The organism is Microcystis sp. BLCC-F210, from assembly GCF_042134685.1.
GTDB lineage: Bacteria > Cyanobacteriota > Cyanobacteriia > Cyanobacteriales > Microcystaceae > Microcystis > Microcystis aeruginosa_D.
This window is the reverse complement of record NZ_CP169647.1, coordinates 4,070,370-4,084,159: the sequence shown is the minus strand read 5'-3', so window position 1 is coordinate 4,084,159 and position 13,790 is coordinate 4,070,370. Positions and strand designations below refer to the sequence as shown.

The window sequence follows — 13,790 nt, the reverse complement described above, 5'->3', positions numbered from 1 at the left end:
CAGGTCGAGGTAATTTATAAAATAAGGGAGATTCTATGGATGCCAAAGCGAAATTACTGGAATTGATCGCTGGTAGAAATCGCGGACTCCTGGCCACGGAAAGCGACCGCGTGCGGATTTTAGCGGCGATCGAACAATTGGAGGATCACAATCCCCATCCCCATCCCCTCGAAGTTAAACAACTATTAGGGGGTAATTGGCGCTTATTATTTACCAGCAGCCGCAACATTCTGGGAATAGATCGCCTACCTTTTTTTCAATTAGGGCAAATTTATCAATATCTCGACCTGAACAAGGCTAAACTCTACAATATTGCTGAAATTATCGGCGTGCCTTGGCTAGAAGGGGTAGTAATCGTCTCCGCTACCTTTGAACCCACATCCGAGCGTCGGATAATGGTCAAATTTGAGCGCTCGATCCTCGGTCTGCAACGTCTTCTCAATTATCATTCTGCCCAAGAATTTATCGATGCGATCGAGAGTGGCCAAAAATTTCCTCCCCTCGATTTTTCCTTCAATAATCGCCCACAAACCGGTTGGCTCGATATCACCTATCTCGATGAAGATCTCCGCATCGGTCGCGGCAGCGAAGGCAGCGTCTTTATTCTCGCTAGGGAAAAAACCTAACTTACAGAGCTATTCAGGAGACTCCGAGACTCCGAGACAGCTTTTATGTATTCTCCCCACTACCCTACTACCCCACCTCCCCACTTGCTGCTCCCTTGCTCCCCCAGATGAATGCCTCGATCGGTTAGAATCGAAATATGGGAAAAAAATTATTTATTTTCGGGAACCTTTACTGACTTGTCCCGTCCTCAACCTCTGAGTGAGGAGCTTATACCCTTGAGGAAATCCCATGAGTCAATCGATTCCAGCATCTTGGTCACTTGAGTCCAAACAGTCTCAAAACCCCGTGTCCCCTGACAAACTCTCCAACTACGATCTAATTGCACGCTGTCAGGAAGGGTGTCAGCCAGATCGAGCAGCTTTTGCGGAACTGCTGCGGCGCTATCAGGCTCATATTGATAAATTACTCTATCATTTGGCTCCCGATTGGCAAGATCGCGCTGATTTGGCTCAAGAGGTCTGGATTCGCGTCTATCGCAATATTAACCGTCTCCATGAACCCCTCAAGTTTCGCGGTTGGTTAAGTCGCATTGCTACTAATCTTTTTTACGACGAATTGCGGAAACGCAAGCGGGTTAATCACCCCATTTCTCTCGATGCTCCCCGGCGCGTGGAAGATGGCGAAATCGATTGGGATATCGAGTCCGATTACCCCAGTCCCGATGAACATCTCACCACCCACGAATTCTACGATCAATTGCAGGCGGCGATCGCTGGTTTACCAGAAGCTTTTCGGACAACTATTATTCTGCGAGAAATTGAAGGCATGGCCTACGAAGAAATTGCCGAGATGACGGGAGTTTCTTTAGGAACTGTTAAATCTCGCATTGCTCGCGCTCGCGCTAAATTACAATCCGTTTTACAGCCCTATTTTACCGAAGGCTAAAGAAAATTGTGGTGATTCGGCACTAACGGCCGAAGTGAGGAGTCGTTAAAGTTAACTAGCTCCGTGCTGGTGAAAAGTGATTGCATACCGATCGCTTCTGGTCGAGGTCAACCATGAATAATTATCAACCCGAAGACGTTCAATGGATCAAGTCTTTGTTGCGTCACGATGACAGCGATTGCAACTCCGCAACCGAGGATATTTTGTTTTTAGATGAAAATAACGAGGAAGCTCATCGTTTCGATTTAATTAGCGCCTATATTGATAACGAAGTAACGGTAGAGGAAAGAAAGCTAGTTCAGCATTGGTTAGACCATGATGCTGCTGCTAAAAAACTCTATCGGCAGCTCTTGGGATTACAAACTAATTTCAGGCAAATTCCCGTACCGGCTACTATGGCCGGCGACCGATTGGCAGAACAGGTGTTCAGAAAAGTCGATGGTCAGCGTCGTCGGCAATATTATGTTTATGGTGGCGCAATTTTAACGGCTATGGCGATCGCTGTTGGCTCCTACTTCGTCTCGGTACGCAATGATCCCCTCTCCCAAATGGCGAGCAGTCCGAGCAGTATTAGCCAAGAGGGAGACCATTTGATGATTGCTCTTAACCATCCGATTATCGAGATTCCCACAACGGAAGAGCCAAAAGAGAATGGCCAAAGGTAAGTTAGGCAGATTTATCTATCGGTTAGGACAGTGCTTAAATTTCGTCTATTAGAGTGAGGACTTGAGGAGTGTAACGTTTGTGATTAGGTTCATCAAAAAAGCTTTTCGAGATATATCGTTGGGGCGCAATCTCGAATATTACATCACGTTACTTTTTATCCTTCGTCATCCTTGCTCTAGACATATTCAATCTTGCTTCACCTGATGTACTGACAAATATCACACTTGCCGTCTTAGCTTTAGTTGTTTCTACCAGTCTCAGTACAAGGGAAAGTCTTGAAGAACTTTCTAAAAAATTGACAAAAGCTCAAAGCGCAGACGATTTTTTCTGGAACGTTAAGCGTTCTATTGAACCTGACATATCACAAGCAAAGTACATTGGCTTTGGAGGGGTAGTGCTGAGTCGAACTCTTCGTGACTATTCAGTCAGTCTAGAAGAGCGTTTGAGGGTTGGAGCTAAAGTACGAATAATTTTGATGGATCCAGCAAGTACAGCCCCAGATCAAGCAGTGTTACGTAGTAAGGGGGTTAGCAGCCGTCAATTCTATATTGATACGCTGCGTCCTACCCTTGAGAGAGTTGGGATGCTAGCCAATGCTTCTGACAAAATCGAATTAGGGTTACTTCCATACAAACCAGCCTTTGGCATAGTGGTGATCGACCCTGATGAGCCGTATGGACGAATAATCGTTGAAATGTACCCACACCACTCTGATTCGTTTGCCCCTACTTTTGAGTTGCGACCCGATCAAGATCCTCACTGGTATAAACATTTTAGAGAGCAATTTGAGAACTTGTGGAATGGTTGTGGACAAAGGCACTTTTCAGGAGTAGAGGTGCATAAATTAGTCGAAGAGGTGCGAAATGTTTCGAGCAACTAACCAAGCCGTATAATGTGGGATCTGAGGTGGACGATTGCTTCCTCAAATTCGTCTCATGTCAAAGTTTGATACAATTCATTCAGGATTGAGCCTTCTGCGAGGGATGGGGACTATGCGATCAATTGAGCAACTGACTGAGGAAATATTGTCGCTGCCTAGCGAATCAAGAGCATTCCTAGCAGACAAGTTGGTGGAAAGCTTGGAATTCGATACCGACTCAGCAATTCAGGCAGTTTGGGTAACTGAAGCCAAGCGCCGAAGAGATGAGGTGCGAGATGGTTCTATTCAACCAATTCCAGGCGAAGACGCTTTAGCCCAAGTCAGACGGCTGATTGAGCCATGAGGTACGTATTTCATCCTGAAGCGCTGAATGAATACGCTGAAGCAGTTCAATACTACACAGAGCAGAGAGTTGAGGTTGCTCAAGCGTTCATAAACGCGATCGAGGATACAGTTTATCGGATCAGGGAGTCTCCAACCCGTTACGCTGCAATTGATGAAGATGTTCGGCTGTGTATGGCGCGTAAGTTTCCTTACGGTGTTCTCTACACAATTGAGCAAGACTACATTCTGATTTTGGCAGTCATGCATTGCAGTCGTGAGCCTGGATACTGGAAAAATCGCAAGTAATTGAAGTTGCCATCTGCCTAACTTCACCGATCTATTGAAAGAAATGCCAGCATTCTCGTGCGATCGCCCAATCTTCCGCCGTAGCAATTACCATCACTCGTACTTTAGATCTGTCGGTGGCGATATCCTCATCCCGGGGACGAGCGGCATTTTTAGCCAAATCTAACTCTAAACCCAAAAAAGACCAGCCTTGACTGGCTTTTTCCCGTACTAAAGCTGAATTTTCGCCGATTCCTGCCGTAAATACCAAGACATCTAACCCCTCTAGAGAAGCGATCATCGATCCGATTAAACTTTTCAGACGATGAATATACATCTCAAATGCTAATTTTGCCCTCTCGTTCCCTTCGTCCATCGCCGTGGTAATTGCCCGCATATCCCCAGAAATACCCGAAATTCCCTTTAAACCCGATTCTTTATTGAGTAAGCTATTTAAACTATCGGGATTGTATTGATATTCTCGCTCTAGATAAATCAGAATCCCCGGATCGATCGAACCGCTGCGGGTTCCCATCATCAATCCCTCTAGGGGGGTAAATCCCATAGTAGTATCGATACTTTTACCCCCCTTGACTGCCGATAGGGAAGCACCATTACCCAGATGACAGATGACCATTTTCAAGGATTCTAGGGGTTTTCCCAACAATTCGGCGGCCCGTTGCGAGCAGTACTGATGACTGGTGCCATGGAAACCATAGCGACGGATTCCCAGTTCACTCCATTGGTAGGGAATGGGATAAAAAGAAGACTCAGGAGGGATAGAACGATGAAAAGCGGTGTCAAACACTGCTACTTGAGGAACATCGCCGAAAAATTGCTCGATCGCTTCAATTCCTTCTAAATGAGCGGGATTATGACTAGGAGCAAGGGGGATCAGCTTTTTAATCGTTTCTTTGACTTGGGGAGTGATTATGGTTGCCTGGGAATATTCCGTGCCACCATGGACAACTCGATGACCGACTATACTAATTTCGGTGAGGTTGGCTACTACCTTAGTTTCTCCAGTTACTAAGGTATCTAACATCCGAGCAATTCCCGCTGGACGATCCCGACTAGAAAGATTAATTTCCTGTTTAGTTCCCTGAGCTTTGACCGTTAAAACCCCGTAATCAGGGTTAACCGTCCAATCGATCCCCGCTGCCCAAATTGGTTGGGGAGGATGGGAGGGGAAAAAATCTAAATCGTATAAACAACTTTTTTGACTGCTCGATCCCGCATTTAAGACCAGAATTTTCATAAAAAAGCTCAATTAGGAAGTGGGCTATGCCGATCATAATCAAACTCAGGTTAAGCCTAGATAAAATCGCTGACTTTTTGGGTTTTTCTTCCAGAAAATTTTATCTGGCTGCCATCACCCGTCCTTGACTCGGGCAATATTACAAAACTTTATCAAAAAAAAGTCAAAATAGAGCCTCTAGGGTTATAAAATACAAGAATGCCCCTTGTGAAATTGATCCAAGAAGCTACCTCTGATGCAAGTTAAGGCCTTTAAAGTGGATTTAGAGCTAGTTCTCGTCCTTTTCACCAGTGGAATGTCAACATCGCACCACGAATCTCTAGAACGGAATTTTTGCGTATTCTAGATAACCGTGATTACTAGAGGATTTCTTAAGTATGTCAGAGGTTACTGCCGTTACAGATGCCACCTTTAAAGATGAAGTTTTAGATAGTGCCGACCCTGTCCTAGTGGATTTCTGGGCTCCTTGGTGCGGCCCTTGTCGAATGGTGGCTCCCGTTGTCGAGGAAATTGCCAAACAGTTCGAGGGGGAGGTCAAGGTGGTGAAACTCAACACCGACGAAAACCCCAATATCGCTAGTCAGTACGGGATTCGCAGTATTCCCACTCTGATGATCTTCAAAGGAGGTCAAAAAGTCGATATGGTGGTCGGGGCTGTACCTAAAACCACTTTAGCCAATACCTTAACTAAACACCTAGAATCTGATGATCCGCAAAAGGGCTCAAAAAGTTGATCTGGTGGTTGGGGCTGCACCGAAAACTACTTTAGCTAATACCCTAAATAAGCATTTGGGGGTTGACTAGGTTTTCTGGTAACGCATACCGGGTAACTGAGTCACTAGACCCATTAATTCTAATTCCAATAGGATCCCCGCCACTTCTGAGGTGGGGATTTGCGTTTTTTGAACAATAATGTCAAACAACAGGGCATCTCTACTAAATAACTGATACACTTGCACTAATCTGGGTTCTAGATTCGCTGGAGGAGCAGCATTAACGACCTGGGATGTCTCTGGAGGGAGTGAAGGGGAGAGATTAATCGGTGCGGATTGGTCAGTGGTGGGAATTGCTCCCAACATTTCTAATAATTTCTCCTCGGAAACGATAATTTCTGCTCCCTGATGAATCAGTTGTAAACAACCCCTAGCGGCAGCAATATCGGGAGAATTGGGTAAAGCATAGATATCGCCACCGAATTCGTTAGCATAATTAGCTGTGATTAGGGAGCCTGACCTTTCGGGGGCCTCGATAACAATCGTCGCACGACTTAAACCGGCGATAATGCGATTACGACTGGGAAAATGGGCTTTATTCGGCTGAGTTGCGGCAGGATGTTCACTAATGACTAAACCCTGCTTCTGAATGTTCGCGTGTAGCTGCCGATGATGACTAGGATAAACCACATCGACCCCCGTTCCCAAGACGGCAATCGTCCTTCCCCCTGCTTTTAAACAGCTTTGGTGTGCCTCTCCGTCAATTCCTTCGGCCATACCAGAAACAATAGTAAATCCCTGTTGGGCCAAAAGGGTACTTAAGCGCCGCGCCCAACGCCGGCCGTGATCCGTGGGGTTACGAGTACCCACAATGGCGACAGTGGGGATATTTCCCTGATTTTCCCCTAAATTGACCTTTCCTTGATAGTAAAGTAAAGGGGGAGGACTGGGAATTTCCCCGAGAAAGCGGGGATATTCTGGGTCGCTAGGAGTCCAAAAAAGGGGGTTTTTCTGGATGTGTTCGCTGAAAAGGGCTTCTGGGTCAATTTGCGATCGCCCTTCCTGTACCGCTACCATTAACTTTTTGCCAAATCCCGCCACTTCTGCGATCGCACTAGCGGACGCATTCCAGGCCACAGCGACACTGCCAAAATGCTGATAAAGTCGCTTCAGGGAAATTGGCCCCACTCCAGCAATACTTGACCATGCTAACCAATAAACGCGATCGTCTGTCAATTTGAAAAGCTCCTCAGACAAAGTAATATTTTAAGTCGGTTAAACCTGAATGCGGCCAGATGACCCTATTTTATTGTAATCATGCCAGAATCTCTTTCATTAGTTTTTGAGGTCTTGCCGATTGGCATTGAATATATTCCGGTGCAATCTGAGCTTCTGCAATTGGGTTAATTTCAACTGGAATAGCTTAAAAACTATTTATATTAATTGAGTACATGGCTCACTTTTATACAAAAAGTGTTTTAACCAAAATTCTCTAAAGCTTCAAATTGACGTAAGGCCAGACTAGACCCTTGATTCCAGCCTAGTTCAACATAATAGGGGAAAAGTTTCTTAATATTTATATCGGGAAAGAGACGACTATTTCCCCTTTCTTGATAACTATCTTCTATTAACAAATATATTTTTAATTCTTCCCGACGATAAACCCACAATTCGGGTATTTTTAGCAATTGATAAGCCTCTACATCAGTCAGGGAATTAAAATCCACTTCTATAGCTAAATCGGGAGGAGGATCAACAGTTAAATCAATTCTTTCTTTGCCTAAAATTGCCTGTCTATTATCAATATAAAAACAAGTATCTGGTTCTACTCCCGCTTCTCCCGGTATTTTCAAGGTAATCGGATCAAAACATTGCCAGTCTTTACCTTGACGACGGAGGATAATTTTTACTAAATCCCTTAATGTATCAATACGATTGCCATGACTTGGTAGGGGAGACATAAGCCGAATTTCTTGAGTTTTGCGATTAAAATAGAGTTTGGGATAGGTTTTATGGAGACGTAACCTCAGCAATCTTTTGTAATCTTCCCAAGTCTGATACGGAAAAATAACTTGACTGCCCGGAGATAAAGATAAAGTATTTTCGTTGAGAGTAATTAGTAGCATTTTGGTAATTATCCTTGATTTTTTTCTGTGGGATTTAACTAATTTCGCTCTGGCAACCAATGCCTATCAAGCATTTGTTCGAGGGAATATGGACAATTTAGAGGGAAATTGTGCGGAGACATTTCAGTTTTTTGTCCGACAATAAAAACCGCATCTTGATAGATTCTTTCTTGGTTATCTAGGAGATATTTTTCTAGATTGGTGCTTAAGTATCGATTTAGCTGAACTCTAAACGTGGCGATTTCTCCTTGCCAATGTCGATGATTTAATTCAAATTCTTCTGACCAATATTGCCACAGCACAAGATGAATAATTATCTGTCTTAAAAAACTCTCAACTCGATTTTTATCCCGTTTGCTCAAAGCCTCCAACTCCTCGATTAAATGTTGAATATCCAACTCAGCTAGACGATTTGCCTTGAGAAGCTTAATTGTTTCAGTCAACCAGAGATGTTCATCTTGTTCGTAGAGAAATTGTAACTGATTTAGCCAAGTATCTTTTTTCATATTTTTTTGGCTGAGGAGACTTCTAAAACCGCTTTTGGGTAGGCAATGCGTTGATGATGAAATTGTTGCCAAACCTGCACAAAAACCTCGGCAATAATTGGTAATTCCTCTTGACGAATACCACTATCTACTAATTGTTGCTCGCGCCATCGGGCCTGAAAAATCTTTTTGATCATATCCATAGCTTGTTCTGGGGAGGCCTCCTTTAGCGATCGCAAAGCGGCCTCGCTACTATCGGCCAACATAACGATCGCCGTTTCTCGAGATTGGGGAATCGGACCATCGTAGCGAAAGGCCGCCTCATCAACGATTTCTTGAACATTTTGGGCGGATTTTTGCAAAGCTTGCTGATAAAAATAGGAAATTAAGAGATTGCCTTGATGTTCGGGAATAAAATCGCGGACCACTCGCGGTAAACCGTGTCTGCGGGCCATGACTAACCCTTCGCTAACGTGCTTTTTAATAATCTCGGCGCTGACGTAGGGATCATTAATTTCATCGTGTTTATTCGGGCCACCCATTTGATTTTCAATAAAACCGAGGGGATCGTGCATTTTCCCGATATCGTGATAGAGGGTTCCCGTGCGAATTAATTCCACATTACAGTGCAGTTTTCGGGCGGCCGCTTCAGCTAAACAGGCGACAAAAAGGGTATGTTGAAAAGTACCCGGCGCTTCCGTGGCCAAACGTTTGAGCAAACTACAATTAGGATTGGACAACTCCACCAGACGAATGGGAGTCACCACATCGAAACAGCGTTCCAAATAGGGGGATAATCCTAGGGCGATTACCGTCCAAGCTATTCCCGATAGACCATAGACGAGCGCCGTGGGTAGTAGAGTATAGATGATTGTGCTGGCCGTGGCGCTAACGATTAGGTAGGTGAGCAGATAAACACCCCCTTGACTGACTCCGATTCCCATCCCTAGGAGCGATAATTCATCCCGGGAGCGCAATTTTGCCGCTATCATCGCAGCTAATAGTCCCCCAATCGTCCCGGCGATTAAATCAGCGCTGATAGCTTGGATACTGAATAGGGAAAGACCGGCAGTTAAGAGGACTTGGGTGACGGCCAAAGTCGGGCCATAGAAACTGCTGACTAATAAACCCACGGCTGCCAGATTGGTAAAGGGAATATTGGCGATCACTAGGATCGGTGTGGTAAAACTCAGTAAACCCAAGAGCAGAAAATCCCTGTGACGCAGAGGCCGATGGAGACGTTGAGCAACGAGGCAAAAAGTCCCGATCGCGCCGGTGACAAGGATTGCCGTTGATCCTAAACCCATCCAGTTAATGCCCCGTTCGCTTAAACCAAAGCCATCGATGAGAACAAACTGAGCTTGAGTAATTTTTTCGCCTGCTTTAACGATAATTTGACCTGTTTGAGCATTAGACATGACCATATCTACCGCTTCCACCGCTTTAGTGGCTTGTTCTTTGGTGGCCTCTCGATCTTCTATCAGGTTCGTTTGTCCCTCTAGAGCTGCCAGAAGGATATTTTCAGCTAAAAGCTGCTGACGACGGTTTAGGCGATCGCTGCTAATCTGCACAGCGATGGTATCCTGTAGGTGACTGGTGGAAATCCCGGGGGGAATGCCTTGCACCAAAATCCGGCGCCCCGCTTGCAGGACGGCTTTTTCTAGGTTTTGCCATTCTCGATCGCCCATTTGGGCCACTGTGATCAGAGCGGCATATTTGAGTTTATTTAAGCTGGAATGCCGATAATTTTGGCTGGTTTGCTCCTGTATTTGCCGTAACTGCTCCAATCGATCGATAAATTGCTCAAAGTTTCCCTTCGTCACGCGCTGACGATAGGCTTGTATTTCCTGTACTGCATATTCCTGTTCTTTTGTCAAGGGTTTTGCAAAAGATTCTTCATAGTTGAGGCCGCTTTTTAGAGTTGACCATTGAGCGGCAGAAAAGGTGAGCAGCGTTCCCAGTGTGGCGTTAGAAATAGTCCTGCTCAGTAAAATCGAATTTTTTGGCAAAAATGGGCTAATTTGACTTAACTGTCCTAAAGTGTCCCGTAGCGATTGCTCAATCTCGGCAGTGGTTTGGGGGTCTCTTTTCAGTCGGGGAAGCAGTCCGGCCCGAATTTTTTGGCGTTTGAGGTCGGTGGTTTCTTGGTCTTGAAAACTGGCATCTTCGGGAGCGATAATTGTGACTGGAGAAATAGTCCCGACGGCCAATTTCGGCTGATTATAGAAACGATAACCGACCACGCTAGTCAGACAACCGACGGTAAACAGGAAGATTAAGGGTCGTCGCAGTTTACCTAGGGAGTAAGAGCGAGATTTTCGGGCAAAATCAGGAAAAACAGTGAAAGAATGCAGAAAATGATTCATAAATTCCAGCTAAATTCTATAAACTGCGCCACCATGCCCAGAGGAAAAATACCAGCAGCTTGGTTTTTGGTTCCCCTTTTTATTTTAACCCATATTCCGCACTTCACTTTGAAGCATAAAAAACAGCCGGTATTTTCAAAGAAAAAAAAACAGAATAATCAAAAAAATACTCAACCAATCAAGGGTTGAGGAGAAATCATAAAATACCAAATATTTTTTCCGATGCAAGAGTTAAACTAATTCCCAACAATTCCAGGAGTAGTGACTATCCTATAAGCATCAATAGGTTTTGCTGAAAAAGTTCTTCCGCAAAACCCACTTAAAATAAGTGTAAAGGTCTGGAAATAAATCCTAATTCATTGATTAGAATAGCTTTGACCACTGTTCCTGCTGAATTTTTTTCTCGATGGTCGATTCCTAATTTAGAGTTGATTATTTCAACTATTCTTATTACGTCAATTAGCTAGGCTACTATTCCTAAGTGATCTAGGTTGTTAAGTTTTACCTCTGAGATAGGAGACAGTTTTTGTTTCTTTAATAGATTTTTGAGCTTTTTGATTGTCTCATTTTTTTGGGACTAATTATCTGAGTATTTTTACTTATTCTTTCTTGAATGAGTTTATGCTGTTTTAGGCTACATTTTGAAGTGCGGATTGTCGGTTTAACCGAAACAGTAGAATAGTGTTGATTACTGATCACCGAGCGCTAAAAAGACTCCCCAACAGCCATCTCACCCCGGGGAAAATCGCTATAGAATAGAAAAAAAAGAGAATTGCGAGGAAAAAACTCTGTCTTTTAACCCGATTGTCATTCCCTCTTCCCCGGAAAATCCCGCTCGCTATCTAGTGATCATGCTGCACGGTTGGGGTGCGGATGCGATGGATCTGGCCCCCCTTGCATCGATGCTGGATCTGGCTGATTGTCAATTTTTGTTTCCCAATGCTCCTTTTAATCATCCGCAAGTGCCGGGGGGACGCGCCTGGTATGCGTTAGAAACCTCCGATTATCAAGGTTTAGTCGCTAGTCGTCAACAGTTGCACGATTGGATTATTTCCCTAGAAGCAACCACCGGTATTCCCCTAGAGCGGACTTTTTTGACTGGTTTTTCCCAAGGGGGAGCGATGACGCTGGATGTGGGTTTATCCTTACCCTTGGCGGGATTGGGTTCCCTGAGTGGTTATCTGCACAGTGAACCCCATCCCCAAGGTCCACAAAATGTCTTAATTGTTCATGGTAAGCAGGATCCCGTCGTTCCTATTACTGCCGCTCGTCAAGCCAGAGATTTACTGCTTGGTTTGGGGGTTAACGTCGAATATCACGAGTTAAATATGGGCCACGAAATCCCGATTCCGGCGCTGACTATTTTACGCCAATTCCTCCGCAATCGTCTAGAAACAGCATGAATAATGCTCGTCAGCTGGCTTGGCTGATTTTACGCGATATCGATCGCTTTTCCACCTATCCCGATCGCGCTCTTGATCGTCATTTGTCCGCTAGTTCCTTAAATTGTTTTGACAAAGCCTTGACAACGGAGATTGTTTATGGTACAATGCGCCGACAAAGAACTCTGGATGCGCTGCTCGATCGCCTGGGGAAAAAAACCGCGGCCCAGCAACCCCCAGATTTACGGCGAATTCTTCATATTGGTCTTTATCAACTGCGTTATCTCTCCCAGATTCCCCCATCAGCGGCGGTGAATACGGCGGTAGAATTAACTAAAATCAGTCATTTAGGCAAATTAGCGGCGGTGGTTAACGGAATGCTGCGGCAATATCTCCGTTTAACTGCTAATGGCGACGATCCTTTAATTTTGCCAGAAAATACCGCTTCTAGATTGGGCATTCTCCACAGTTTCCCCGATTGGTTGGTGCAATTGTGGTTAGATCGCTTTAGTGTTACGGAAACGGAACAACTGTGTCAATGGTTTAATCGCTCTCCTGACCTCGATATTCGGATTAATCCCCTGAAAACTAGCCGAGAAGCCCTAGAAAATGAGTTAGAATCAGCCAATATAACTTTTAATCATCTTAAATTACCTCTAGCTTGCCGTTTAACCTCTGGTTTAGGCAATATTGAGCGTTTAGAGGGATTTAGAGCCGGAAATTACACCCTACAGGATATTAGCGCCCAATTAGTCACTTATCTCCTCGATCCCCAGCCCGGAGAGACAATTATCGACGCTTGTGCGGCACCGGGGGGAAAAACCACTCATATTGCCGAATTAATGGGCGATCGAGGTAGAATATTAGCCTGTGATCAAACGGCATCCCGTTTACGACAGTTAGAAGCCAATATTAAAAGATTAGACTTAAAAGCGATCGAAATACATCTAGGGGATAGTCGCGATCGTCCCCAGTGGTGTAGCATCGCCGATCGTGTACTAATCGATGCTCCCTGTTCAGGATTGGGAACCCTGCACAAGCGTCCTGATATACGTTGGCGACAAACACCCGAAAATTTACCTGTACTAGCCAAACGACAGGGGGAACTTTTAGCCTCGGCTGCCACTTGGGTAAAACCGAAGGGAATCTTAGTTTATGCCACCTGTACCTTAAATCCGTTAGAAAATGAAAGAGTGATCGAGCAGTTTTTAGCCGCTCATCCCGATTGGAAAATGGCCACTCCCGACTCTAATTCATCTTTCTCAGAATACTATACAGAAACGGGAGCGATCGAAGTGTTACCCCATCGACATAATCAAGACGGTTTTTTTATGGCTAAGTTAGTCAAGGAAGTGTGAGATGAAAAATAAACAATTACTGAAAATTCTCATCGGTGTTGCTTGGATTGATGGTGTGATTCAACCATCAGAAAGAAGTTATTTACGACAGGTAGCTGTGAGGGAAAAACTTGATGATGATCCAGAGATTAAACCACTATTATCGGAACTAAAACCAGTTAAAACCAGTGAATGTTATCGATGGTTGGAGTCCTATTTAGGCGATAATCCTAGTCCAGAAACCTATCAAGATCTACTAGCATCGATTAGCACTTTAATCTATAGCGATGACGACGTGGACGTACAGGAAGCAAAGTTATTAACCAAAGTGCAAAGTTTTGATCCGACTCACGATAGCCATCGTTCAATGTTAGATAAATTAGTGACGGGAATTCAGAAATTGTACCACAGGGCAATTACTGAAAGTAACTAAAGAGGGGCTATCAGTGATAAGCA

General features: G+C 44.5%; 15 protein-coding genes and 1 pseudogene. 10 read left to right on the top strand and 6 right to left on the bottom strand.

The window, feature by feature from the left end:
• The first annotated feature begins 35 nt into the window (after nucleotides 1-35).
• The 6 genes from ACE3JL_RS19835 to ACE3JL_RS19810 all read left to right on the top strand — a co-directional run bounded on the left by ACE3JL_RS19835 (nucleotide 36) and on the right by ACE3JL_RS19810 (nucleotide 3,688).
• Nucleotides 36-626: a PAP/fibrillin family protein gene (locus ACE3JL_RS19835; RefSeq protein WP_002788271.1), complete on the top strand. Its 591-nt coding sequence runs from the start codon at nucleotides 36-38 to the stop codon at nucleotides 624-626.
• Nucleotides 627-855: 229 nt separating this feature from the next.
• Nucleotides 856-1,512: a sigma-70 family RNA polymerase sigma factor gene (locus ACE3JL_RS19830; RefSeq protein WP_002765828.1), complete on the top strand. Its 657-nt coding sequence runs from the start codon at nucleotides 856-858 to the stop codon at nucleotides 1,510-1,512.
• 113 nt (nucleotides 1,513-1,625) lie between these two features.
• A complete protein-coding gene (locus ACE3JL_RS19825; protein ID WP_271989478.1) occupies nucleotides 1,626-2,177 on the top strand; it encodes an anti-sigma factor in 552 nt (183 codons plus the stop codon).
• Nucleotides 2,178-2,473: 296 nt separating this feature from the next.
• A complete protein-coding gene (locus ACE3JL_RS19820; protein ID WP_271989480.1) occupies nucleotides 2,474-3,058 on the top strand; it encodes a hypothetical protein in 585 nt (194 codons plus the stop codon).
• Nucleotides 3,059-3,170: 112 nt separating this feature from the next.
• On the top strand, nucleotides 3,171-3,401 hold the full coding sequence (locus tag ACE3JL_RS19815; RefSeq protein WP_002758583.1) for an addiction module protein: 231 nt from the start codon (nucleotides 3,171-3,173) through the stop codon (nucleotides 3,399-3,401).
• Nucleotides 3,398-3,688, top strand: a complete 291-nt coding sequence (locus tag ACE3JL_RS19810; protein ID WP_271989481.1) for a type II toxin-antitoxin system RelE/ParE family toxin — start codon at nucleotides 3,398-3,400, stop codon at nucleotides 3,686-3,688. The genes ACE3JL_RS19815 and ACE3JL_RS19810 overlap by 4 nt, the downstream gene beginning before the upstream one ends.
• Before the next feature lie 31 nt (nucleotides 3,689-3,719).
• On the opposite strand, the gene ACE3JL_RS19805 is transcribed toward ACE3JL_RS19810, so the two are convergent.
• Nucleotides 3,720-4,925 (bottom strand): acetate kinase, encoded by a 1,206-nt coding sequence (locus ACE3JL_RS19805; protein ID WP_271989482.1) that lies wholly within the window; start codon nucleotides 4,923-4,925, stop codon nucleotides 3,720-3,722.
• Nucleotides 4,926-5,302: 377 nt separating this feature from the next.
• Here ACE3JL_RS19805 and trxA point away from each other — a divergent pair, with 377 nt between their 5' ends.
• The gene (gene trxA / locus ACE3JL_RS19800; RefSeq protein ID WP_002750414.1) at nucleotides 5,303-5,659 is read left to right on the top strand and encodes a thioredoxin; all 357 of its coding nucleotides are present in this window, start codon (nucleotides 5,303-5,305) and stop codon (nucleotides 5,657-5,659) included.
• A gap of 66 nt (nucleotides 5,660-5,725) precedes the next feature.
• On the opposite strand, the gene dprA is transcribed toward trxA, so the two are convergent.
• From dprA to ACE3JL_RS19775, 5 genes and pseudogenes are all read right to left on the bottom strand, one after another.
• Nucleotides 5,726-6,874 carry a DNA-processing protein DprA gene (dprA, locus tag ACE3JL_RS19795; protein WP_271989483.1) on the bottom strand — a complete coding sequence of 383 codons (1,149 nt, stop codon included), beginning with the start codon at nucleotides 6,872-6,874 and terminating at the stop codon, nucleotides 5,726-5,728.
• Between the two features lie 242 nt (nucleotides 6,875-7,116).
• A complete protein-coding gene (locus ACE3JL_RS19790) occupies nucleotides 7,117-7,764 on the bottom strand; it encodes a Uma2 family endonuclease (protein ID WP_375328205.1) in 648 nt (215 codons plus the stop codon).
• A gap of 38 nt (nucleotides 7,765-7,802) precedes the next feature.
• Nucleotides 7,803-8,270 (bottom strand): DUF29 domain-containing protein, encoded by a 468-nt coding sequence (locus ACE3JL_RS19785; RefSeq protein WP_375328204.1) that lies wholly within the window; start codon nucleotides 8,268-8,270, stop codon nucleotides 7,803-7,805.
• Nucleotides 8,267-10,615, bottom strand: a complete 2,349-nt coding sequence (locus ACE3JL_RS19780) for an HD family phosphohydrolase (RefSeq protein WP_375328203.1) — start codon at nucleotides 10,613-10,615, stop codon at nucleotides 8,267-8,269. The genes ACE3JL_RS19785 and ACE3JL_RS19780 overlap by 4 nt, the downstream gene beginning before the upstream one ends.
• A gap of 322 nt (nucleotides 10,616-10,937) precedes the next feature.
• Nucleotides 10,938-11,138, bottom strand: a pseudogene (locus ACE3JL_RS19775) (DUF4277 domain-containing protein); the annotation flags it as partial.
• A gap of 286 nt (nucleotides 11,139-11,424) precedes the next feature.
• Here ACE3JL_RS19775 and ACE3JL_RS19770 point away from each other — a divergent pair.
• From ACE3JL_RS19770 to ACE3JL_RS19760, 3 genes are read left to right on the top strand one after another with little or no spacing between them, the layout of a single operon-like run.
• Nucleotides 11,425-12,018, top strand: coding sequence for an alpha/beta hydrolase (locus tag ACE3JL_RS19770; RefSeq protein WP_334311254.1), 594 nt, complete (start codon nucleotides 11,425-11,427; stop codon nucleotides 12,016-12,018).
• Complete coding sequence (locus ACE3JL_RS19765; protein WP_271989487.1) at nucleotides 12,015-13,355, top strand: 16S rRNA (cytosine(967)-C(5))-methyltransferase; 1,341 nt, start codon at nucleotides 12,015-12,017, stop codon at nucleotides 13,353-13,355. The genes ACE3JL_RS19770 and ACE3JL_RS19765 overlap by 4 nt, the downstream gene beginning before the upstream one ends.
• Before the next feature lies 1 nt (nucleotide 13,356).
• Nucleotides 13,357-13,767: a TerB family tellurite resistance protein gene (locus ACE3JL_RS19760; RefSeq protein WP_271989488.1), complete on the top strand. Its 411-nt coding sequence runs from the start codon at nucleotides 13,357-13,359 to the stop codon at nucleotides 13,765-13,767.
• Nucleotides 13,768-13,790: the final 23 nt, after the last annotated feature.